Below are 21,877 nucleotides of genomic sequence, written 5' to 3' on the forward strand. Positions count from 1 at the left end.
GTGTTCGGCAGCTTCACCATCAGCCGGTCGCTGTAGGCGAGGGGCTGATGGTGAAGCGGGCAGGTTCCGACCGTTGGTGGGCACACCCGTTAGTGCAAACCAAGCTGCAAGCCACCCGGTTTTTTGAAGCGCCCGGTGCACGCGGGGGGGTGGGGTTTGGGCGGGCGGGGGCCCGGGTTGTGCCACTGCGGGTGGGGTACACGGGGCCCCGCCCCGCGCCCGGCACTCCCCGCATCCGCACGCAACCGGCATCCCGAAACAGAAAAGGCCGGCATTCGCCGGCCTTTTCGTTCACCACGCCGGGGCGTGGATCATTCCGATTCCCACCACATCCAGAAGCTGTCCCACAGGCGCTTGAAGAAGCCGGCCTGCTCGACGGCGGCCACGGCCACCAGCGGCGCTTCGGCGACGACCTTGCCATCCAGGGTGACCTTCACGGTGCCGATCTGCTGGCCGGCGGTGAACGGTGCTTCCAGGGTCTTGGGCACATCAATGCTCGGCTTCAGGTCGTTGTAGCGGCCGCGCGGCACGCTCACCAGCATCGGCTGGGCCACGCCCAGCTGCACCTTGTCGGTGGTGCCCTTCCAGACCTTGTGCTCGGCCACGGCCTTGCCCGGCTCGTACAGGCGGTGGGTCTCGAAGAAGCGGAAGCCCCAGTTCAGCAGGGCCAGGCTGTCATCGGCGCGCTGCTTTTCCGACGCACCGCCCAATACCACGGCGATCAGGCGCTGGTCGCCGCGCTGCGCCGAACTCATCAGGCAGTAACCGGCTTCGGAGGTGTGGCCGGTCTTGATGCCGTCCACGCTGCCGTCGCGCCACAACAGCAGATTGCGGTTCGGCTGCTTGATGTTGCCGACCTGGAATTCCTTGATCTTGTTGTACGCGTAGGTTTCCGGGTAATCACGCACCATCGCGCGGCCCAGCAGCGCAAGGTCGTAGGCAGTGCTGTGGTGGCCTTCGGCAGTCAGGCCGTGGGCGTTGACGAAGTGGGAGTTCTTCATGCCGATCTTGGCGGCGTAGCTGTTCATCAGCGACGCAAAGGCTTCTTCGCTGCCGGCCACGTGCTCGGCCAGGGCGATCGCGGCGTCATTGCCGGACTGGATCGCCATGCCCTTTTCCATGTCTTCCAGGCGTGCGGTCTGGTTGACCGGGAAGCCGCTGTAGCTGCCATCGGTGCCGGCGCCGCCTTCGCGCCAGGCGCGCTCGCTCATCATCACCTGGTCATCCGCACGGACCTTGCCGTTCTTGACCTCGGCGGCAACCACGTAGGACGTCATCACCTTGGTGATGCTGGCCGGCGCGAGCTGCTCGTGGATGTTTTCGCCAGCCAGCACCTGGCCGGTGGCGTAGTCCATCAGCACCCAGGCCTTGGATACGCTCGGCACCGGCGCCGGCGGGGTGGCAACGGTGGCCGGGGCGGCAGCGGCGGCGGCGGGCGCCGGCGTGGCCGGGGTCGGCAGCGGGGTCTGGGCGGAAGCCAGGCCCACCACCAGGGTGGCGGCCAGGGCGGTGGCGGCGGAACGGAAATTCATTGGACAGCAGGCTCCAGGGGACGGCCAGGAATGGAGGGTGGAACGTGGCCATTGTAAGGCCGGGGCAGCATGGGCCGGCAGCACCGGCCCGGGCGGGTCAATCCTTGACGATCTGCGGCGAACCCAGGCCCAGACCGGCAATGCGGCCGACAAGTTCCGCGGCACTGGCATGGTCGCTGGCGGGAACGCGCAGGCGGAACAGGGTGCGGCCACCGGCGGCGATGTCGCTGATGGTCGCGCCGACGATGCCGGCGGCGTTGAGCTGGCCCATTGCGCGGGTGGCATTGTCGCGGCTGGAGAAGCTGGCGACCTGCACCATCACCGCGCCCACCACCTGCTGCGACAGGCTGGGGGCCGTCGGTGTGGCCGGCGTCGTACGCGCCGGCGCCGGCGTGACCGCGCGCGGCGCGGCGCTGGCGACGGCAACCGGTGCCACAGGGGCGCTGCGCGCCGGCGGTGCGCTCGGCGGCAGGCTGCTGACCGCCACGTCCGGCACGGCGCTGGCCACGCCCTGGGTGGTGGCCGGCTGGCCACGCGCAGGCATGGCGTCGGCCGGCAGGCGCTTGACCAGGCGATCGATGTCGCTGTCGGCGGTGGCACGCGCAGCCGTTACCGGGCGCGTACTGGCCGCCGCGACAGCCGTTTCGGCGGCACGGCGCTCGCGGCGCGACGGCTTTTGGGCCAGCAGGTTGCTCTCGCCCGGTTGCAGCGCACGCACTTCCACGTTGCCGGTACCGCGCTGGGTGATGCCCAGGCGTACCGCGGCGGCATAACTGAGGTCGACCACGCGACCATCATGGAACGGGCCACGGTCGTTGACGCGCACGATCACCGACTCGCCGTTGTCCAGGTTGGTGACGCGGGCGAAGCTGGGCAGCGGCAGCGTCTTGTGCGCGGCGGTGAACTGGTACATGTCGTAGACCTCGCGGTTGGAGGTCAGGCGGCCGTGGAACTTGGCGCCGTAGTACGAGGCGGTACCGCGCTCGACATAGTTGCGGGTGTCGTCGAGCACCTTGTACGACTTGCCCAGCACCACGTACGGAGACTTGTTGCCGATGGCCGAACGCTCTTCGGCGGTCACTTCCGGCTCGGGAATGCAGGCGACGTTGGGAATGTAGTCCGGGGTGCTGTCACGCACGCCTGGCTTGTACAGCCCCCCGGCGGTGTAGTTGCCGCGCGTGTTCGGGTCTTCCTTGGCCGCGGCATAGGGCGAGCCCTCCGGGCAATGCGCCGGGCGCGAGCCGCGACCCTGCACCACCGTGCCGCTGGGCTTGCCACCGTGGCCGGCCGTGGCCGGCTTCTTCGGCGCACTGCTGCAGGCAGCGAGCGCGAGGACGATCAAGCTCGGGACCAGCCATCTGATGTTCATGCCGGGGGTAGCTCCTGTCCGGCGATGGCCTGCGACAACTGGAACACGGCCATCGCGTACATCTTCGAGAGGTTGTAGCGGGTGATCGCGTAGTAATTCTGGAAGCCCAGCCAGTACTGCTTGCCGGTGCTGCCCTCAAGCGTGATCGGCGTTGCGGTGGCGCCCGGCTGCACCGCAGCGCTGGGCTGGTAGCCGCGCTGCGCCAGGTCGGCCAGCGACCAGGTCGGCATCCATTCGGTCGGGTTGAACTCCTCGCGCCCCGGCGCCAGCGTGGCCGGTACGGCCACCTGGCCACCACGGACCCAGCCGCCCTTCTTCACGAAATAATTGGCGATGGACGAGAACACATCGTCGTAGCTGGTGAACAGGTCGCGACGGCCATCGCCATTACCGTCCACGGCGTAATCGAGATAGCTGGACGGCATGAACTGGCCCATGCCCATCGCACCGGCATAGCTGCCCTTGAGCGTGGTGATGTCCAGCTTTTCCTCACGGCCCAGCTCGAACAGCTTGGCCAGCTCATCGCGGAAGAACAGCTCGCGGCGCACTTCGCGTTCCAGCTTGGCCGGGTCGCCACTGCGCGGGTAGTAGAACGCCAGCGTGTACAGCGCATCGAGCACGCGGTGGTTGCCGGCATTTTTCCCGTAACTGGTCTCCACGCCGATGATCGCCACGATCACTTCGGCCGGCACGCCGGTGCGCTGCTGCACGCGATCCAGTTCTGCACGATGCTGGGCCAGGAACGCGCGGCCGCCATCGATGCGTGCCTTGCTGATGAACATCGGCCGGTATTCGTTCCACGGTTTGACCCGTTCGGCCGGGCGCGACATGGCGGCGATGATCGGCTGGCGCACCTGCGCCTGGTCGAGCACGCTGCTGATCTGCTCTGGCTTCAGGCCATAGCGCTTGGCCGTATCGGCAACAAAGCGGGCCCGTGCGACCTCGAACGGCACCGGGGTGAGATCGACCGGCGGCGCTGTAGCAGCGGCCGCTTCGGGCGCGGCCTCGGCCGGGCCGTGGGCCTTGGTGGCGGGCTGGCGCGGCGTACTGCTGGCCTGGGGCGAAGACGGTGGGGACTTCGGCTGGGTCGCGCAGGCGACCAGGCCGAGGGTGAGCATGCAGGCCAGAGTGCGTCGAATCATCGTCGCAGGTTAGCAGGTCATGGATGAATTAAAACCCCTAACACCATGAATCACAACGATTTGCCCGCGTTCAGCGGGAAATGTGAAGACGTCGTGATCGAGCTTCCCCATTCAGATAGAGGTGGCCGGTTGCGTCCCCATCCCCGCAGACGCAACCGGCGACCGGATCCGGTCGGTACCTGCGCGGCTGCCGCTCCCCAGTGGCAGTTCCCCGCGCTCCCTGTACCCGTTGGATCAGTACTGCTCCCGCCCGACGCCCCCTCGCGCTGCATCGATTGACGGCGCGCCGTGCCGAACGGGCCGCCATTGTGCAGGCCGATTACGACAAGTCCATTGATCAAGATCAACGCGGTGTAAAAATGTGAACCAGCTAACGTTTTTTGCGGACTTTCGTCGGGGAGCGTGTTGCGTCGCATTGTTGTGAGAACGCTTCCACAACGGGCAATGCGCAGCGCCAGGAAGTCCTCGGCCAACGGCGCCGCCCCTCGGGGGTGGTCGCGAAAAGCGGTTCGCGGGTGGGGCCGGGGAGCTGGGCTGCGCAGGGGGCGCTGCAAGTACGTCCATGTAAGCTCGGTCGCCGCATCCATGCGGCTCACGCCCCTGCGCAGCCCAGCTACCCGGCCACGGACAGGTTCCGGGCGCGTTCCCCCATGGAAAAGAAAAGAAAATTCAAAAGCGGGTCGCGGCGCTGCGCTTGCTCGTGAGCCGAGCATGGCTCGGCTCTACAGGAAGCAATGAAGCAACCGGCCAAGCTGCTTTTGCCTTTGATCTTCTTTTTCTTCTCCGTGGATGGAGAACACCCGTGAACTGTCAGCGGCCGGGTGGGTGGGTAGTGCGGGGTGTCCGCGGCATGGACGGGTTTACGGCGTCCCCGCACTACTCACCCACCCGGCCAGCCCTCAGCAATCCGGTTTTAAGCGACCAACCCAACCACCCACGAGGGGCTGCGCCGTTGGCTGGAAACCCTATCCCCCGTGCACGGGCCGGTGCCCGCGTACCGCCATCACCAACCCGACGCCGGCCAGCAACGAGACAGCGGATGTCCCGCCATAACTGATCAGCGGCATCGGAATGCCCACCACCGGCAGCAGGCCGGAAATCATTCCGCCGTTCACCAGCACGTAGACGAAGAACGCCAGCCCCAGGCTACCGGCCAGCAATCGCGCGTGCGTGTCGCGCGCGTGCACCGCAATCCACAGGCAACGCCCCACCACGAACAGGTACAGCGCGAACAGCGTCGCCACGCCGATCCAGCCGAATTCCTCGGCCAGCACCGAGAACGCGAAGTCGGTGGTGTACTCGGGCAGGAAATCCAGCGTGGCCTGCGTGCCCTGCCCCCAGCCGCGTCCTTGCCAGCCCCCGGAACCGATCGCGATGCGCGATTGCAGGATGTTCCAGCCGGTACCAAGCGGGTCGGCCGCCGGGTCGAGGAAGGTCAGCACACGATCCTTCTGGTATTGCCGCAGCAAGCCGAACCACGCCAGGGGTGCAGCCACTGCCAGCCCTGCCGCCCCGGTCGCCAACCAGCCCCAGTGCAGGCCCGCCAGCAACAACGCGAACACGCCACTGGCAGTGACCAACGTGGCGGTGCCGAGGTTGGGCTGCATGAGGATCAGTACCGCCGGCATGCCGATCAGCAGCGCGGCAGTCAATACCGTGCGCGGCGAGGGCGGCAGTGGTTGCCGATGCAGGTACCACGCCACCATCAGCGGCAGGCTGAGCTTGAGCAGCTCGGACGGCTGCAGGTAGAACACGCCGAGGTTCAGCCAGCGCTGCCCGTACTTGCCGGTGCCGATGACGTACACCGCCATCAGCGGCAGCATCGACAGCGCGTAGATCGCAGGAGTCCATGCACGCAATCGCAGCAGCGAAACACGCGACAGCAGCCACATCGCCAACAGCCCACCGGCAAAGCGTGCCGCCTGCCCGGCCACCGGGCCGGACACGCTGTGCAGCACCGCCAGGCCGGCGCCCATCAGGATCAACAACGCGCCCAGCAACGGCAGATCGATCGTGCGCAGCGCCTCACGGCAGCCGCCAAGCAGTCGTTTCCATTTCACGCGGGCACGGTAGCAACGGGTGCTTGCGTGAAGCTGTCATTGTGGTCCTGCGTTTGTAGAGTCGAGCCATGCTCGACTCTACAGAAGCGCGCAGCCAATGTTACCCGTAACCCCCGTGCACCGGGTTGTGGCTGCGCACCGCCATTACCAGGCCGAAACCGGCCAGCAGCGACACCGCCGAAGTACCACCGTAGCTGATCAGCGGCATCGGCACGCCCACCACCGGCAGCAGGCCGGAAATCATCCCGCCATTCACCAGCACGTAGACGAAGAACGCCAGGCCGGTGGCACCAGCCAGCAGGCGCGAATAGGAATCGCGTGACTGGCTGGCGATCCACAGGCAGCGCCCGATCACCACCAGGTACAAAGCCAGCACGGTGGCCACGCCGATCCAGCCGAACTCCTCGCTCAGCACCGAGAACGCGAAGTCGGTGGTCTGCTCGGGAATGAAGTTCAGGTGCGACTGCGAGCCTTCGCCCCAGCCCTTGCCATCGAAGCCGCCGGAACCGATCGCGATCTTCGACTGGATGATGTTCCAGCCGGCGCCCAGCGCGTCCATCTCCGGGTCCAGGAACATCATGATGCGGTCCTTCTGGTACGGCCGCAGCAACCAGAACCAGGCTACCGGCGCAACCGCTGCCACGCCGCCCACGCCCAGCCCAACCCACCACCACGGCAGGCCCGCCAGCAGCAGCACGAACACGCCGCTGGCGGCGATCAGCACGCCGGTACCGAAGTCCGGCTGCAGCATCACCAGGCCGGTGGGTACACCGATGATGATCAAGGCCACGAGCACGGTATTGAAGCGCGGCGGCAGCGGCATCTTGTGCAGGTACCACGCCACCATCATCGGCAGGCTCACCTTCAGCAGTTCGGCCGGCTGCAGGTAGAAGAACTTCAGGTCCAGCCACTGCCGGCCATATTTACCGGTGCCCAGCACGAACACCGCCAGCAGCGGGATCATCGAGATCGCGTAGATCATCGGCGTGGCCGAGCGGATGCGCAGGATCGGCACCCGCGAGATGCCCCACAGTGCGGCCATGCCCACCGCGAAACGCGCGCCCTGCGCCATCACCAGGCTGTCGCCACCAGCGCTCTTCAGGGTCGCCAGGCCAATCACCATCAGCGCGCCCAGGGCCAGGCACAGCACCCAGTCCAGCGTGCTGAAAAAGCGGCTCAGCATGTCGCCGGCCCAGCGCAGGAACACTCTCATCGTGCGGGCTCCGCAGGGGTCGGGCGGGGCGTGGCTGGCAGCGCGGCGGTCGGCGCACCCGGCTGCGGCGCAGGCGCCGGCTCCGGTGCGGGTGCACCGATCAGCACCGGATGCTCTCCCACCTGTGCAGCGGCGAGGTCACCGGCCTGACGTGCGCCCGCGTCTTCGTTGTCGAACGCGGTGGCGCCGATGGCGGTGGTGCCGCGCTCGCTGTCCAGCGGCTGCATGCCTTCGGGCATCTTGCCCAACAGGTAAGCGTCGAACACCTTGCGCGCAATCGGCGCCGCGGCCGAACCACCATAGCCACCACCTTCCACTGCCACCGCAATTGCGATGACCGGGTTTTCGACCGGCGCGAAGCCAACGAACAGCGCGCGGTGGCGCAGGTGCATCGGCAGGCTCTTCGGGTTCACTGCAGCAGTGCCCTTGCGGCTGATGACCTGTGCGGTACCGGTCTTGCCGGCCATCACGTACGGCGCACCGACCGCTACGCGCCAGCCGCTGCCGCCGGGCCGCATGGTCGCCATCATGCCCTCGCGCACGGCCTGCACGTTGTTGGGGTTGGGGCTGACCGGCTTGCTTTCGCCGGCCGGCATTGCCGTCCAGTCGCTGTCGAAGCCGTCGCGCTGCTGGATCACCAGGTGCGGGGTGCGCAGCTGGCCGTCGGCCAGGCCGCTGACGCCGCGCGCCAGCTGCAGCGGGGTGACCTTCCAGTCACCCTGGCCGATGCTGATGTTGACCGTATCGCCGGGATACCAGGCTTCCTTGCGGGTCTTCCGTTTGTAGGCCGGCGACGGCAGGATGCCGCCGATCTCGCCGGTGAGGTCGATGCCGGTCGGCTGGCCGAAGCCGTAGTACTCCATGTAATGGTCGAAGCGCTCGATGCCCAGGTCCAGCGCCAGCTTGTAGTAATAGGTGTTGACCGATTCGGCGATGGACTTGCGCAGATCCGTCCAGCCGTGGCCGCCACGGTGGGCGTCACCCCAGCCGCGCGAGGTGCCCGGCAGGTAGAACATGCCGGTGGACAGCACCTTGTCTTCCGGGCGGCGCACGCCGGAGTCCAGTCCCGCCAGGCCGATCAGCGGCTTCAGCGTGGAACCGGGAGCGACGCCACCGAGCACCAGGCGGTTGAACTGTGGCCGCGACGGGTTTTCGTTCAAGGCCTTGAAGTCGGCATGGGAAATGCCGTTGACGAACAGGTTGGGGTCGTAGGACGGCAGGCTGACCATCGCCAGCACTTCGCCAGTGCGCGGATCCATCGCCACCGCCGAACCCTCCTGGTCGCCGAACGCGGCCACCATCGCGCGCTGCAGGTCGGCGTCGATCGACAGCCGCAGGTCGGCGCCGGACTGCGCGGCGACGCGGCCGATGGTGCGGATCGCGCGGCCCTGCACGTTGGTCTCAACCTGCTCGTAGCCGACCTTGCCGCGCAGCTGCTGCTCGTAATAGCGCTCCAGGCCGGACTTGCCGATGTGGGTCAGCGCGGCATTGCCTTCGCCGAGGATCTCCAGATCCTTGTCATCAACGCGGCCGACGTAGCCGATGATGTGCGCGAACAGGTCGCCATAGGGATAGCGCCGGGTCAGGTAGGGTTCGAGCTCGACGCCGGGGAAACGCCAGCGGTCGACGGCGAAGCGCGCCATCTCCTCGTCGCTCATGCGCAGCTTCAGCGTGACCGGCAGGAACTTGCGGCGCGCCTTGCGCGACTTGTTGAACGCTTCCAGCTCTTCCGGGCTGATGCTGATGATCTTCGCCAGCCCTTCCAGGGTGGCCTCCATGTCCTTGACCTTGTCCGGGGTCACGTCCAGGCGGAACGCCGGCACGTTCTCGGCCAGCAGGCGGCCATTGCGGTCGTAGATCATGCCGCGCCCGGGCACCACCGGCCGCGGCTTGATGCGGTTGGCTTCCGAGCGCGTGGCATAGACGTCGTGGTCCAGCACCTGCAGCTTGAAGTACCAGCCGCCCAGCCCCAGCAGGCAGACCAGCACGCCCAGGAAACCGAGCGCCGCGCGACGGCGGAACTGCTCGGCTTCGGCGTGCGGGTTCTTGACCTGGCGGCGCGGGATCATGGCTCAGCGCCCGCGCTTGCCGAAGCGCACCGCGTCCAGCAGCACGAACACCAGCGGCCACAGGCCCATGCCCAGCAGCGGCGCCCACCAGTACGACCACGGCAGCGTTGGCTCATCCACCACGATGTGCACCAGTGCGCTGACGATGCGGTCGTTGAACAGCAGGCCGCCGATGGCCAGCATCTGCTGCGACATCGGGAAGAAGCGGATGCGCGCGCGGAAGCGCTGCAGGATGAAGGCCAGCATCACCAGCCGCAGTGCCTGTTCGCCGAGGACACCGCCGTACAGCAGGTCGGCGATGACGCCGCTGGCGAAGGCGATGCCCAGGCCGACGCGCTCGGGCGCTTCGATGACCCAGTACGCCAGCACCAGCGCCAGCCAGTACGGGCGCAGCGGCTGCAGCAGCGCCGGCAGCGGCAGCAGGCCCAGCAGCAGCGCCACCACCAGGCTGGCCGGCAGCACCCACGGGTTGTCGCGCAGGCGGCTCATCGCTGCGCCTCCGGCGCGGTCGGTTGCCGGCCAGCGGCCGGCACTACCGGGGCGCTGACCGGAGCTGGCGTCGTTGCCGCTGGCGCGGTTCCCACGGGCACGGTGGCGCCGGTGGCCGGGCCACCCGGGGCGGTTTCTTCCAGCTGCAGGCGCAGCTCCGGCGGAATGCGGATCGCCGCGCCCGGGCGCAGCAGCAGCACGTCGCGGCCGCGGTCGAGCTGTGCGGCCGGCTTCAGTTCGCCGACCAGGAACGCATGGGTGTCGTCCGGGCGCAGGCCGGTGATGGTGCCGACCGGGAAGCCGGCCGGGAAACGCCCACCAAGACCGGAGGTGACGATCTCATCGCCCACTTCCACCCCGGCGCTGAGCGGAATATCGCGCAGCTCCAGCGTGTCGCCGCGGCCGTAGACGATCAGGCGCACGCCGTTGCGGGCCACGGTGACCGGCACCGCGTGGTCGGGATCGGTCAGCAGCAGCACGGTGGAGGTGCCGCCGGTCACGCTGATCACCTGCCCCATCAGGCCGCCGGCGTCGATCACCGCCTGGCCGACGTGCACGCCCTCGCGGCTGCCTGCGTCGAGCACCAGGCGCTGCTTCACCGGGTCCAGGTCGATGTCCAGGATCGGCGCCAGCTGCACGTCCAGGCCACTGCGCTCGGCCACGTTCAGCAGTTCGCGCAGCTGGGCATTGTCCAGTGCGGCGGTCTGCAGGCGGGTCAGGCGCGCGTTGGCCAGCAGCAGCTGGTTGCGCAGTTCGCGGTTCTCGGCGACCAGCTGGCTGTGGCTGGCGGCAGAATCCTTGACCTGGTTGCCCAGCTTGCCGGGCAGGCCGGCCAGTGCCCAGACCGGCTGCACCAGGCTGTTGGCCTGCTCGCGCAGGCGCGCCAGCCAGCCGGCCTGGTCATCGAGCACGATCAGGGTGATGGCCAACGCGAGATAGGCCAGCAACCGCAGGGGACTGGCGGCATCACCGGATCGGGAGGCGACGGGAGGACCGGCGTAGGGCGGCACGGCAACGATTCAACTGGCAGAAGGCGGAAGGGAAACACGCGGGCGCCCCGCCGGTGCCGGCCCGCCATCACGGCGGGCCGCACCCCGGAAGGGCGCGGCGGGCAGGAACGGCCGGGACGGCTTATTCCGGCGCAAAGAACTCGTTGCCGTGCATGTCCACCAGCTCCAGCGCACGGCCGCCACCGCGGGCCACGCAGGTCAGCGGATCGTCGGCCACCTGCACGTGCAGGCCGGTCTCCTCGGAGATCAGGCGGTCCAGGTCGCGCAGCAGGGCGCCACCACCGGTCAGCACGATGCCGCGCTCGGCGACGTCGGCGCACAGTTCCGGCGGGGTCTGCTCCAGCGCCAGCTTGACCGCGCTGACGATGCCCGACAGCGGTTCGTGCAGGGCCTCGAGCACCTCGTTGGAGCTGATCTTGATCATCTTCGGCACGCCCTCGGCGAGGTTGCGGCCGGAGATTTCCATCTCGATCACTTCCGCCTGCGGGTAGGCGCAGCCCAGCTCGACCTTGATGCGCTCGGCGGTGGCTTCACCGATCAGCATGCCGTGGTTGCGGCGCACGTAGTTGGTGATGGACTCGTCGAAGCGGTCGCCGCCGATGCGGACCGAGGCCGAATAGACGATGCCGTTGAGCGAGATGACCGCCACTTCGGTGGTGCCGCCGCCGATGTCGATGACCATCGAGCCACGGGCTTCGGTGACCGGCATGCCGGCGCCGATCGCGGCGGCCATCGGTTCTTCGATCAGGAACACGTCACGGGCACCGGCTTCCTCGGCCGATTCCTTGATCGCGCGGCGCTCGACCTGGGTCGAGCCGGCCGGCACGCAGACCAGGACGCGCGGGCTCGGGCGCAGCACGCGCGACTTGTGCACCTTCTTGATGAAGTGCTTGAGCATCGCCTCGGTATAGGTGAAGTCGGCGATGACGCCGTCCTTCATCGGGCGGATGGTGGTGATGTGGCCCGGGGTACGGCCCAGCATCTGCTTGGCTTCGGCGCCGACGGCTGCCACCGAGCGGGTGCCACCGATGGCACGGTCCTGGCGCACGGCCACGACCGACGGCTCGTTCAGCACGATCCCCTGCCCGCGCACGTAGATGAGGGTGTTGGCCGTGCCCAGGTCGATGGACAGGTCGTTGGAGAACATGCCACGGAGTTTCTTGAACATCTGAGGAAGGAGTCCTGAGGGGTGTCGTGCCCGCCGCGGGATGGCGAAAAAATGGGCAGAAATCGAGGCCGACAAGCCTAGCAACCCGCCTGCCGCCGAGCAAGGAAAAAACTAGCTGAACCCGCGTCTTCACAGGCTTTCGGCCTGATCGGGTCTCACCCGGTTCTGGCCCTGAGCGGCACCAGCGGGTAACCTTTGCGCCGTCGGGCGCCCAAGGGCGCCGTTTGCTTGCCCGCTGAACCGGGCCGGCCCACCCCAAAATTCACCGCATAGGCTTACATCGATGTCCGCTCTGATCTGTGGTTCTCTTGCCTTCGACACCATCATGGTGTTTCCGGACCAGTTCAAGAATCACATCCTGCCGGACAAGGTGCACATCCTGAACGTGTCCTTCCTGGTGCCGCGCATGCGCCGCGAGTTCGGCGGCTGCGCAGGCAACATCGCCTACAACCTGCACCTGCTGGGCGGCCAGCCGATCCCGATGGGCACCGTGGGTTCGGACTTCGGCCCGTACCGCGAATACTTCGAAGGCCTGGGCATCGACCTGTCGCGCGTGCGCGTGATCGATGAGCTGTTCACCCCGCAGGCGTTCATCACCACCGACCACGACAACAACCAGATCACCGCCTTCCACCCGGGCGCGATGATGCGTTCCTACGAGAACCACGTGCGTGGGGTGCCGGGCGTGACCCTGGGCCTGGTCGGCCCGGACGGCCGCGAAGGCATGATCCAGAACGCGCAGGAATTCCACGAAGACGGCATCCCGTTCATCTTCGACCCGGGCCAGGCCATGCCGCTGTTCAACGGCCCGGAACTGCGCGCCTTCATCGAGCAGGCCGACTACGTGGTGGTCAACGACTACGAGTCGAACCTGCTGCAGGAGCGCACCGGCTGGGACGAAAAGGAGATCGTCAGCCGGGTCAAGGCCTACATCACCACCCGCGGCCCGAAGGGCGCGGTCATCCACACCCCGGAAAAGAGCTACGACATCCCGCCGGCGCACGAGCGCCGCGTGGTCGACCCGACCGGCTGTGGCGACGCCTTCCGCGCCGGCCTGATCTACGGCATCCAGAAGGGCTACGACTGGCTGACCATCGGCCGCATGGGCAACCTGATGGGCGCGCTGAAGGTCGAGCATCCGGGCACGCAGAACCAGCGCTTCACCTTCGATGAGTTCAACGAGCAGTTCAAGCAGCAGTTCGGTTACGCGCTAAGCGCGTAAACCGAACTGCCCGCACATCTGATCGGTGGGTGTCGACCTTGGTCGACACTGCCGGCCAGCGGCCGGCACTACCGGAACCTCCGACCGACACGTTGCCTGCTCTCTGTAGAGCCGAGCCCATGCTCGGCTTGCGCGCGCCAGCGCGATCTGACCGGAGAGCAGCCGAGCGTGGGCTCGGCTCTACATCATCAGGCGCCCTGCCAGGCAGCCAACAAGGCGCGGCAATCGGCGAAATGCCAGTCGGCACGGCCCGGCCACGGGTTTTCCGGCAGGTTGACCAGCACGGTATGGGTGCCTGCGGCACGGCCGCACTCCAGGTCGTAGGCGTGGTCACCGACCATCACCGCCTCGGCAGGCCCGATGCCCCAACGCCGCAGATGCTGCTGCAGGCCCTCCGGGGAGGGCTTGGGCACCGCTTCATCGCGACCAATGATGTCGGCATCGTCGAACAACGCCCCGACCCCGATCGCCTCCAGCGTCAGCTTCGCCAGCGCATGATCATTGCGGGTCAGGATGCCGAGCCGGCAGCCTGCCGCCGACAACGCGCGCAGCAGCTTCACCGCACCCGGTGCCGGCAGTGCGTCCTCGGCCAGCGCGCGCTCATGATCCAGCAACCACTCACGCTTGGCCTGCGCCGGCGCATCCGGCAACGCCGCGATATGGTCGAGGATGTCTTCCTCGGCCGTAATCTGCAATGCGCGGCGGATCGCGGCGAAATCATGCACGGCCACAGTCAGCGTGCCATCCATGTCGAACACCCAGTGCCGGATCGCGGACAACGCGTGCACTGCGCTGCCCGCCGCCCCCGTCACTGCCACCACTGCGGCATGCGGCTGGCGTCGACGCCACCCGTTTCGAACACCGCCGTGCGGGTGCCGCCGGCCTTGACCGGGAACTCGATGCTGATCGACCTGCCCTTGCGCGCCAGCTTCCACAGCGCCTTCTGGTCGGTGATGAACAGGGCGATGGCCTCATCGGTCTTCGGGCGCCAGGCCGCCATCGACACCGGCTTGCCATCGTCCACGGTCACCTTCACCGTGCACTGCGGGCAGCGGAAATCGCCAGCCTGCAGCACCAGGTAGGCGTGCCGCTTCCACTCCGGGTGATCGCGGAACACCAGCTGCACCGGCTTGGCACCACTGCCGTCCACGTCCACCCGTTCCTTGCTGTAGATCGACGCCGAGACCTGGCTGCCCTTGCTGCCGACCGGAATCTGGTTGTACTGCCACAGCCCCTGCATGCGGCGCAGGTCGCGCGCGGCATCGCCCTTGGCCTTTACTTCATCGAAACCGGCGGCGATGCGCTCGGCGGCGGCGGTGTCCTTGTACTGGTCCAGCAGCGAGGCACCATGCAGGCGCGCGCGTTCCCAGTCCTGCGCGGCCACAGCCATGTCGTACTGCTTGGCGACGTCCTCGGCCTTGGCTTCCTTCTGCGCCTGCACGGCGGCTGCGGCGGCTTCCTGCGCCTTGCGTTCTTCCTCGGGGTTGCTGCAGGCGGCCAGCGCCAGGGTGCAGGCGGTGAGCAGGATCAGTCGTTTCATGGCGGAGGTCCTTTGCGAGTGCATCCCGATTCTATCGGCAGCGAAAAGCGGATACACCAACGGCGGGTTTCCCCGCCGTTGGTGGTGAAGCAGTGACCGGTTGCCGGCCAGCGACCGGCACTACCGCTTACTTGGCTTCAGCCTTGGCCAGCATGTCCTGGACCGAGGCGGTCGTGATCGGGTGGTAGCCCGGCTTGGCCTTTTCGAAGGCCTGCTTGGCCAGCTCCAGACCCTTCGGCGTCTTCACCAGTTCGGCATAGATCGGCAGGATCAGCTTGCGACGGCCGACGCGTTCGATGAACGCAGCGGCGCCTTCATTGGCCTGCTCGTAGCCGCTGCGGATCGCCAGCGGGTACCAGCGCATGGCGATCTCGCCATTCGGGGTGCCGGTGAAGTGGAAGGCCTTGTCCAGCGTGGCCAGCTTGTCCAGCGGCTGGGTCGCGCCCAGGCCATCGATGAAGCGCACCCATTCCTGCGTGCTCCAGTCGGCGATGACCTGGCTGCTCGGCACGGTGCCGGCGCTGGCGAAGGCGATGCGCGCGGTATCGACGCTGCTGAAGTTGCGCGACTGCGCCTTGGCCGCGAACGCCGGAATGCCCGGCTCGTCCAGCCATGCCTTCAGTTCGGCCTCGGTCACTGCCGACGGATTCTTCGGCAGCAGGTTCTTCTTCATGTAGTCGACGAACTGGTCGGTGTTCGCGCTCTGGAAAGCATGGTCATCGAACCAGCCACGCAGGAACGGATCGAAGGTCTCGCGGCCGAAGCGCTGCTCCAGGAATTCCAGGAACCACGCACCCTTGACGTAGGCCACCTGGCTGAGCGCTTCGTCGGGATCACGCTCGTTCAGCGGCGGCAGCGCCAGCGCCTGGTCGGCCGGGCTCATGTCCTTCACTTCGGCCAGCAGGTCGGTCTGGTCGATCTGCTTCTCCATCTCGGCCATTTCCTTGCCGTACAGGGCTTCGGTGATGCGGCCCTGGACGTAGGTGGTGAAGCCTTCATTGAGCCAGATGTCCTTCCAGCTGGCGTTGGTCACCAGGTTGCCCGACCAGCTGTGCGCCAGTTCGTGGGCGACCAGCGAGACCAGCGACTTGTCGCCGACGATCACGGTCGGGGTGGCGAAGGTCAGGCGCGGGTTCTCCATGCCACCGAACGGGAACGACGGCGGCAGCACCAGCATGTCGTAGCGGCCCCAGCGGTATTCGCCGTACAGCTTCTCGGCGGCACCGATCATCTTCTCGGTGTCCTCGAATTCCTTGGCGGCCTTGTTGACCATGGTCGGCTCGGCCCAGACGCCGGAGCGGCCAGAGATCGGCTCGAACACCAGGTCGCCAGCGGCGATGGCCAGCAGATAGGACGGAATCGGCTGCGGCATCTTGAAGGTGTAGTCACCATCACGCGCGGCCTTCGGATCGTTGTCGGCGCTCATCAGCACCATCACGTCCGGGCGCGAGACCACGTGCGCGCTGTAGGTGAAGCGCACGCTCGGGGTGTCCTGCAGCGGCACCCACGAACGGGCGTGGATGGCCTGCGACTGGCTGAACATGAAGGGCAGCTTCTTGCCCTCGGTCATCGACGGTGCCAGCCACTGCAGGCCCGATGCGGTCGGCGCGGTGTGGTAGCTCACTTCCACCTTGGCCGGCTGTTCCGGGGCCTCGATGGTCAGCTTGCTGCCGAACACCTTGTCAGCCGCGGCCAGCTCGAACTTCAGCGGGCTGCGCGCGCCATCGGCGGCGACGGCCTCGACCTTGGACACGGTCAGCTCGCGAGTGTCGAGCACCAGCTGCCTGGCGTCCTTCTGCTTCCATTCCAGGGTGTAGGTGGCGGTGCCGCCGATCTGCTTCTGGTCGAAGTCCAGCTTCAGATCCAGCGCGATGTCCTTGATGACGACCTTGTCCGGCTCGGCGTACGAGCTTTCGTCGTGGCTGCGGTTCTCGGCGTTCACGGGGGCGGCAGGGGCCTTTGCGGCAGTCGGGGCGGCGGCGGGCGCGGCCGCCTCCTGGGAGCAGCCGGCGGCCAGGGCCACGGCCAGCGGAAGGAGCATCAGCGGATTACGCATGAATCGGGACCGTTACGGGGATCAAACCCCAATGGTACCTCCCTCCGGCCCGGCAGGCGTTGCGCGGTGCGGGGTAATGGCCGGCACTACCGGAACACCGGGCTTACAGCTTGTAGCCGGAGTGGATCGAGACGATGCCGCCGGTCAGGTTCTTGTAGTGGCAGCGCTCGAAGCCGGCCTGCCCCATCATCGCCTTCAGTTCGTCCTGCGGCGGATGCTTGCGGATGCTCTCGGCCAGGTACTGGTAGCTGTCCGAATCGTTGGCGAACAACTTGCCCAGCCTGGGCAGGATCTTGAACGAGTGGAAGTCGTAGATCGGCTTGAACCAGTCGGCAGTGACTTCGGAGAACTCCAGCACGCGGGCCTGGCCGCCCACCTTCAGCACGCGGTACATCTCGCGCAGGCCGGCGTCCTTGTCGGTCACGTTGCGCAGGCCGAAGGCAATGGTGACCAGGTCGAAGCTGTTGTCCGGGAACGGCAGGGCTTCGGCGTTGCACTGCACGTAGTCCAGGCCAAGCACCAGGCCGCGGTTGGTCAGGCGGTCCCGGCCGACCGACAGCATGCCGGCGTTGATGTCGCCCAGCACCACCGAGCCCTCGGCGCCGACGCGTTCCTTCAGCAGGGCGGCGATGTCGCCGGTGCCGCCGGCCAGATCGAGCACGCGGTCGCCCGGCTTCACCTGCGCGGTCGCGACGTAGTAGCGCTTCCACGCCCGGTGCACGCCCAGGCTCATCAGGTCGTTCATCAGGTCGTAGTTGCGCGCGACCGAGGTGAACACCTGGCCGACCAGCTTCTGCTTGTCCTTGGCGGCGACGTCGCGGAACCCGAAATGGGTGGTACCGGCTTTATAGGGGGATTCGCTCATGGCCCCGATTATCGCACCGCCGGGGGCCAGCGGCACCCCCTGCCCGTATGATGGCGGGCCACGACTGACCGGAGCCCCCGCATGATCACCACGCCCGACTACCAGGCCCTGCTGCAGACCGCCATCGCCGAAGCCCGCCAGGGCCTGGCCGAGGGCGGCGTGCCGATCGGCGCGGCGCTGTACCACAACGACGGCCGCCTGCTCGGCTGCGGCCACAACCGCCGCGTGCAGGAAGGCGACCCGTCGGTGCACGGCGAAACCGACGCCTTCCGCAAGGCCGGCCGCCAGCGCCGCTACCAGGACACCATCATGGTCACCACCCTGGCGCCGTGCTGGTACTGCTCGGGCCTGGTGCGCCAGTTCAACATCGGCACCGTGGTGGTGGGCGAATCGCGCACGTTCCAGGGCGGCATCGACTGGCTGCGCGAGAACGGCGTCAACGTGATCGACCTCGACAACCAGGAATGCGTCGACCTGCTCGGCGATTTCATCAGCCGCCATCCGGACATCTGGAACGAAGACATCGGTGAATGAGCCACACACCGTCATCCGTTGAACCCGTTTAATGAACGCTTCAGTGCCGCCACCTCTTGGTGCGGACAGCGTTTGCGGCCATTGCCGTGACCGCGCGCACAGTCAGCTGGACTGCGTGCACACACTGCGGTAACACCCCACCCGGCTGACACGCCTAGGGTGGGGTTACCGGGGCTCGTTTCCCCGGCGGAGCCAGCCATGTGCGCGCACGCCGTACGACCTACGCCCGACCCGATCCTCGAATCCATCCGCGAACGCCTGCAGCAGCACTTCGCGCTGCACCGGCGCAGTGCGTCGTTCTGGAGTGCCTACCAGGGCCTGCAGCTGGAACTGGTGCGCGGCCAGCCGCGCGATCACGAGCGACTGTGCAACGCGATGGCCACCATGGCCGAGCAGATGGGGGCGGTCGAGCACGCGCAACTGATCAGCAATCGCCACACCGGCTCCACATCCCGCTGACGCGGCATGCACCGGCAGATACGCCACACTCCGATGAACCCCCACTCCCTTTCCACTCAACCGAACTGGATTGTCATGCACGCTGAAGTCCCCACCATTCCCCCGGTCATCAACGTAGACGCCGAGCTTGACCACTGGCGCCGCCAGCATGCCGAGGGCGCACTGCCGCACAACTCGTTCGGCTCCTACGTGCCGTGGATCAAGTTCGCCTGTGATTCGCTGATCACCCAGCCGCGCGCCAGCGAGGCCGAACGTGACGAAATGTTCCAGACCCAGTACGCCCTGCAGATCATGCCGCGGCTGAGCGAAGCACAGGCCCGCGAGTTCGTCGACCTCTGCTGGCAGCACGTCTATCAGAGCAGCCCGGTGCGCAGCCTGCAGGCGCCACGACTGCAACGCATGCGCGCCTGACGGCCGCTGCACGGCGCCTCCACGCGCCACTGCCGATCATCCTCGTCACCTGAGTGGGACGACGACGATGAAAGCACGCAACCTGTTCAATACGATCGCCAAGAAGGCTGCCGCCGCCACGGGCTCGCCGTGGACCTTCCTGGCTGCAGTGGCGATCGTGGTGATCTGGGGCATCAGTGGCCCGGTGTTCGGCTTCAACGACACCTGGCAGCTGGTGATCAACACCGGCACCACCATCATCACCTTCCTGATGGTGTTCCTGATCCAGCACACGCAGAACGCGGACACCGCCGCGATGCAGATCAAGCTGGACGAGCTGATCCGGGCAACCGCCGAGGCCAACAACGAGCTGCTGGATCTGGAAGAACTGGACGAGGCACGCCTGGAAGAGATCCGCGCCGAGTACGAGCAGATGGCGCGCGAAGCCGGCGATGCGCTCGCGCGGGTGCGCGCCTGCCATGCAGCGCGGCGCGACGATGAAGCGATCTGACGGTAGCGCCGGGCCATGCCCGGCGAGCGCGATACCCGGAAGAATCCCACACGGGCCATCGCCCTCGGCTGATAACGGCGGACATCCCATCAGTGCAGACTGGCGCCATGTCCAGCCGTCAGCTGGAACGCGGCCGCCACTCCCGTATCGGGGGCTACTACGTCCTCACCACGGTCGTACGCCACCGGCGTCCGGTCTTTGAAGATCCACGTTGTGCAACGTGTCTTGTGGGTGCATTGAGGTATGTTGAACGCACGGGCCTCAGCCGGTCCTTTGCTTGGGTCGTCATGCCTGACCATCTGCACTGGCTGATGCAGCTGCGCGACGGATCACTGGCGCGCATGATGGGAACGGTGAAATCCCGCAGCAGCCGGTTGCTGGGGCAGCAGTTCGGCATACAGACGCCTTTGTGGCAGACGAGCTATTTCGATCACGCGGTACGCAGCGAGGAAGCCTTGAGGCGCCATGCGTTGTACATCCTGGTCAACCCCATCCGAGCAGGGTTGACCCTGCATCTCGATGAATATCCGTTTGCATGGTGCCGTTGGCCCATGCGGTAGCGCCTGGCCATGCCCGGCGAGCACGAAGTGCGGTCCGCCCAGACGTCAGGCATGCAGGAACGAAAAGCCGCCGGGCGTGGCCCGGCGCTACCGGTATCGAATTGCTGCTAAGCCGCGCTCGTGCCAGCCGCCGCCCAGTACCTTGTACAGGGTGATGCGGTTGGCCTGCTGGGCCAACTGCGCCTGCAACTGGGTCTGCTGCGCGTTGTAGGCAGTACGTCGTGCGTCCAGCAGGGTCACGAAGCTGTCCAGGCCGGCGTCGTAACGTGCCTGCGACAGGCGGTTGGCCTGTTCGGCCGCGTCCACCAGGCGCTGCTGTGAACTCACCTGTTCATCCAGGCTGACATTCAACGCCAGCGCATCGGCGGTTTCGCGGAAGCCCACCTGGATCGACTTCTCGTACTGCGCCAGTGCGATATCACGATCAGCGTTGGCGACGGCCAGGTTGGCGCGCAGCTTGCCGCCCTGGAAGATCGGCAGGGTGATCTTCGGCAGGAAACTCCATACGCGAGTGCCGCTGTCGAACAGGCTGGACAATTCGCTGGAGCCACTGCCAATGCTGCCGGTCAGCGAGATGCTCGGGAAGAACGCGGCACGTGCCGCGCCGATGTTGGCATTGGCGGCCAGCAGCTGGTGTTCGGCGGCCATGATGTCCGGGCGCTGCAGCAGCACATCGCTGGGCAGGCCGGCCGGCGGAGGCGCCAGTGCCAGCAACTGCGGTTCGATGCCGTCCGGCAGCAGCGCCGGATCCAACTGGCCACCGGCCAGCAGCGCCAGCGCGTTGCGGTCCTGGGCCAGCTGGCCACGCAGGCGCGCTGCATCAGTGCGCGCGGTCTCGACCAGCGTGCGGGTCTGGGTCAGTTCCAGTGCCGAACTGCCACCACGCTCGTGGCGGGCCTCGGCCAAGCGCAACGAATCCTCGTAGGTCTTCAGCGTGGCATCGGCGATCTTCAGACGCTGGGCATCGGCACCGTAGGTCAGCCACGCCGTCGCTGTCTCAGCCACCAGGCTCAGCTGCGCGTTGCGACGATTGGCAGCTACGGCAAAGTACTGCTGCAGTGCCGCTTCGCTGAGGTTGCGCACGCGGCCGAACAGGTCCAGCTCGAACTCGGCCACGCCGACACCGGCGGTGAACTGCTCGGTGACGCCAGCGTCGGTGCCCTGGCGCTGCATCTGGCCGGTGACGGCCACGCCGGGCACGCGGTCGGCGCGCTGCACGCGGTACTGGCCGCGCGCGCGTTCAACGTTGAGCACGGCCACGCGCAGGTCGCGGTTGTTCTGCAGCGACTGCTCGATCACCTGCTGCAGGCGCGCATCGGTGAAGAAATCGCGCCAGCCGACGGCGGCGACATCAGCCACCTGGCCCTGTGCAGCCTCGGCCGGCCACTGCGCCGGAATTGCCGGAGCGACCGCGGTGTTCTTCGGCACCAGAGTGGAGCAGCCGGCCAGCGCGAGCGCGGCGGCCAGGGATACAGCAAGAGAAGAGAATTTCATGGCGACACCTTGGGGGTCACGGTGGTAGCGCCGGGGCCGGGCCCGCGGCGCACCCGGGGGGCCGGCCCCCGGGCCGGGCCCGGGCCCCCCGGGTTTATTACACCGCGGGGGTGGGGGGGGACAACCGCGCGCCCCCCCCCCACAAAACCAAGAACAAGCACAAACACCAAACCCAACCCCAAACCCCAACCCAC

At 67.2% G+C, this 21,877-nt stretch carries 20 protein-coding genes; 6 read left to right on the forward strand and 14 right to left on the reverse strand.

Annotation, left to right across the window (positions count from 1 at the left end):
- Window positions 1–311: 311 nt before the first annotated feature.
- From RCF13_RS16000 to RCF13_RS16040, 9 genes are all read right to left on the reverse strand, one after another.
- Window positions 312–1,532: a D-alanyl-D-alanine carboxypeptidase family protein gene (locus tag RCF13_RS16000; protein WP_061479685.1), complete on the reverse strand. Its 1,221-nt coding sequence runs from the start codon at window positions 1,530–1,532 to the stop codon at window positions 312–314.
- 97 nt (window positions 1,533–1,629) lie between these two features.
- On the reverse strand, window positions 1,630–2,901 hold the full coding sequence (locus tag RCF13_RS16005) for a septal ring lytic transglycosylase RlpA family protein (RefSeq protein ID WP_231352297.1): 1,272 nt from the start codon (window positions 2,899–2,901) through the stop codon (window positions 1,630–1,632).
- Window positions 2,898–4,043: a lytic murein transglycosylase B gene (mltB, locus tag RCF13_RS16010; protein WP_005419390.1), complete on the reverse strand. Its 1,146-nt coding sequence runs from the start codon at window positions 4,041–4,043 to the stop codon at window positions 2,898–2,900. Before mltB ends, RCF13_RS16005 begins: the two co-directional genes overlap by 4 nt.
- A 965-nt stretch (window positions 4,044–5,008) precedes the next feature.
- A complete protein-coding gene (rodA, locus tag RCF13_RS16015; protein ID WP_061479688.1) occupies window positions 5,009–6,103 on the reverse strand; it encodes a rod shape-determining protein RodA in 1,095 nt (364 codons plus the stop codon).
- 100 nt (window positions 6,104–6,203) lie between these two features.
- Window positions 6,204–7,316: a rod shape-determining protein RodA gene (gene rodA / locus RCF13_RS16020; protein WP_134969356.1), complete on the reverse strand. Its 1,113-nt coding sequence runs from the start codon at window positions 7,314–7,316 to the stop codon at window positions 6,204–6,206.
- Complete coding sequence (mrdA, locus tag RCF13_RS16025) at window positions 7,313–9,385, reverse strand: penicillin-binding protein 2 (protein WP_231352298.1); 2,073 nt, start codon at window positions 9,383–9,385, stop codon at window positions 7,313–7,315. The genes rodA (RCF13_RS16020) and mrdA overlap by 4 nt, the downstream gene beginning before the upstream one ends.
- 3 nt (window positions 9,386–9,388) lie before the next feature.
- On the reverse strand, window positions 9,389–9,874 hold the full coding sequence (gene mreD / locus RCF13_RS16030) for a rod shape-determining protein MreD (RefSeq protein WP_006392642.1): 486 nt from the start codon (window positions 9,872–9,874) through the stop codon (window positions 9,389–9,391).
- Complete coding sequence (mreC, locus tag RCF13_RS16035; protein ID WP_231352299.1) at window positions 9,871–10,884, reverse strand: rod shape-determining protein MreC; 1,014 nt, start codon at window positions 10,882–10,884, stop codon at window positions 9,871–9,873. The genes mreD and mreC overlap by 4 nt, the downstream gene beginning before the upstream one ends.
- A 121-nt stretch (window positions 10,885–11,005) precedes the next feature.
- Complete coding sequence (locus RCF13_RS16040) at window positions 11,006–12,052, reverse strand: rod shape-determining protein (protein WP_005419402.1); 1,047 nt, start codon at window positions 12,050–12,052, stop codon at window positions 11,006–11,008.
- Window positions 12,053–12,335: 283 nt separating this feature from the next.
- Here RCF13_RS16040 and RCF13_RS16045 point away from each other — a divergent pair, with 283 nt between their 5' ends.
- Window positions 12,336–13,274: a carbohydrate kinase family protein gene (locus RCF13_RS16045; protein ID WP_061479692.1), complete on the forward strand. Its 939-nt coding sequence runs from the start codon at window positions 12,336–12,338 to the stop codon at window positions 13,272–13,274.
- 188 nt (window positions 13,275–13,462) lie between these two features.
- Here the strand turns inward: RCF13_RS16045 and RCF13_RS16050 are convergent, their stop codons facing one another.
- The 4 genes from RCF13_RS16050 to ubiE form a co-directional block, all read right to left on the reverse strand.
- The gene (locus RCF13_RS16050) at window positions 13,463–14,095 is read right to left on the reverse strand and encodes an HAD family hydrolase (RefSeq protein WP_134968358.1); all 633 of its coding nucleotides are present in this window, start codon (window positions 14,093–14,095) and stop codon (window positions 13,463–13,465) included.
- Window positions 14,083–14,814: a hypothetical protein gene (locus RCF13_RS16055; protein WP_134968359.1), complete on the reverse strand. Its 732-nt coding sequence runs from the start codon at window positions 14,812–14,814 to the stop codon at window positions 14,083–14,085. The genes RCF13_RS16050 and RCF13_RS16055 overlap by 13 nt, the downstream gene beginning before the upstream one ends.
- 127 nt (window positions 14,815–14,941) lie before the next feature.
- Window positions 14,942–16,870, reverse strand: a complete 1,929-nt coding sequence (locus tag RCF13_RS16060) for a M1 family metallopeptidase (protein ID WP_049450433.1) — start codon at window positions 16,868–16,870, stop codon at window positions 14,942–14,944.
- A gap of 103 nt (window positions 16,871–16,973) precedes the next feature.
- Window positions 16,974–17,735 carry a bifunctional demethylmenaquinone methyltransferase/2-methoxy-6-polyprenyl-1,4-benzoquinol methylase UbiE gene (gene ubiE, locus RCF13_RS16065; RefSeq protein ID WP_005419407.1) on the reverse strand — a complete coding sequence of 254 codons (762 nt, stop codon included), beginning with the start codon at window positions 17,733–17,735 and terminating at the stop codon, window positions 16,974–16,976.
- An 81-nt stretch (window positions 17,736–17,816) separates the two neighbouring features.
- Here ubiE and RCF13_RS16070 point away from each other — a divergent pair, with 81 nt between their 5' ends.
- The 5 genes from RCF13_RS16070 to RCF13_RS16090 all read left to right on the forward strand — a co-directional run bounded on the left by RCF13_RS16070 (window position 17,817) and on the right by RCF13_RS16090 (window position 20,189).
- Window positions 17,817–18,269, forward strand: a complete 453-nt coding sequence (locus RCF13_RS16070) for a nucleoside deaminase (RefSeq protein ID WP_005419409.1) — start codon at window positions 17,817–17,819, stop codon at window positions 18,267–18,269.
- Window positions 18,270–18,467: 198 nt separating this feature from the next.
- Window positions 18,468–18,728: a hypothetical protein gene (locus RCF13_RS16075; protein ID WP_021203905.1), complete on the forward strand. Its 261-nt coding sequence runs from the start codon at window positions 18,468–18,470 to the stop codon at window positions 18,726–18,728.
- A 75-nt stretch (window positions 18,729–18,803) separates the two neighbouring features.
- Entirely contained in the window at window positions 18,804–19,139 is a 336-nt protein-coding gene (locus RCF13_RS16080) for a hypothetical protein (RefSeq protein ID WP_021203904.1), read from the forward strand.
- A gap of 67 nt (window positions 19,140–19,206) precedes the next feature.
- Entirely contained in the window at window positions 19,207–19,629 is a 423-nt protein-coding gene (locus RCF13_RS16085; RefSeq protein WP_019660693.1) for a low affinity iron permease family protein, read from the forward strand.
- A gap of 107 nt (window positions 19,630–19,736) precedes the next feature.
- Window positions 19,737–20,189 (forward strand): transposase, encoded by a 453-nt coding sequence (locus RCF13_RS16090; protein ID WP_134968360.1) that lies wholly within the window; start codon window positions 19,737–19,739, stop codon window positions 20,187–20,189.
- Between the two features lie 87 nt (window positions 20,190–20,276).
- On the opposite strand, the gene smeF is transcribed toward RCF13_RS16090, so the two are convergent.
- Window positions 20,277–21,683, reverse strand: a complete 1,407-nt coding sequence (smeF, locus tag RCF13_RS16095; RefSeq protein ID WP_134968361.1) for a multidrug efflux RND transporter outer membrane subunit SmeF — start codon at window positions 21,681–21,683, stop codon at window positions 20,277–20,279.
- Window positions 21,684–21,877 lie beyond the last annotated feature (194 nt).

Origin of the sequence: Stenotrophomonas maltophilia group sp. RNC7, from assembly GCF_030910085.1 — a bacterium.
In the GTDB taxonomy this organism is placed as follows: domain Bacteria; phylum Pseudomonadota; class Gammaproteobacteria; order Xanthomonadales; family Xanthomonadaceae; genus Stenotrophomonas; species Stenotrophomonas sepilia.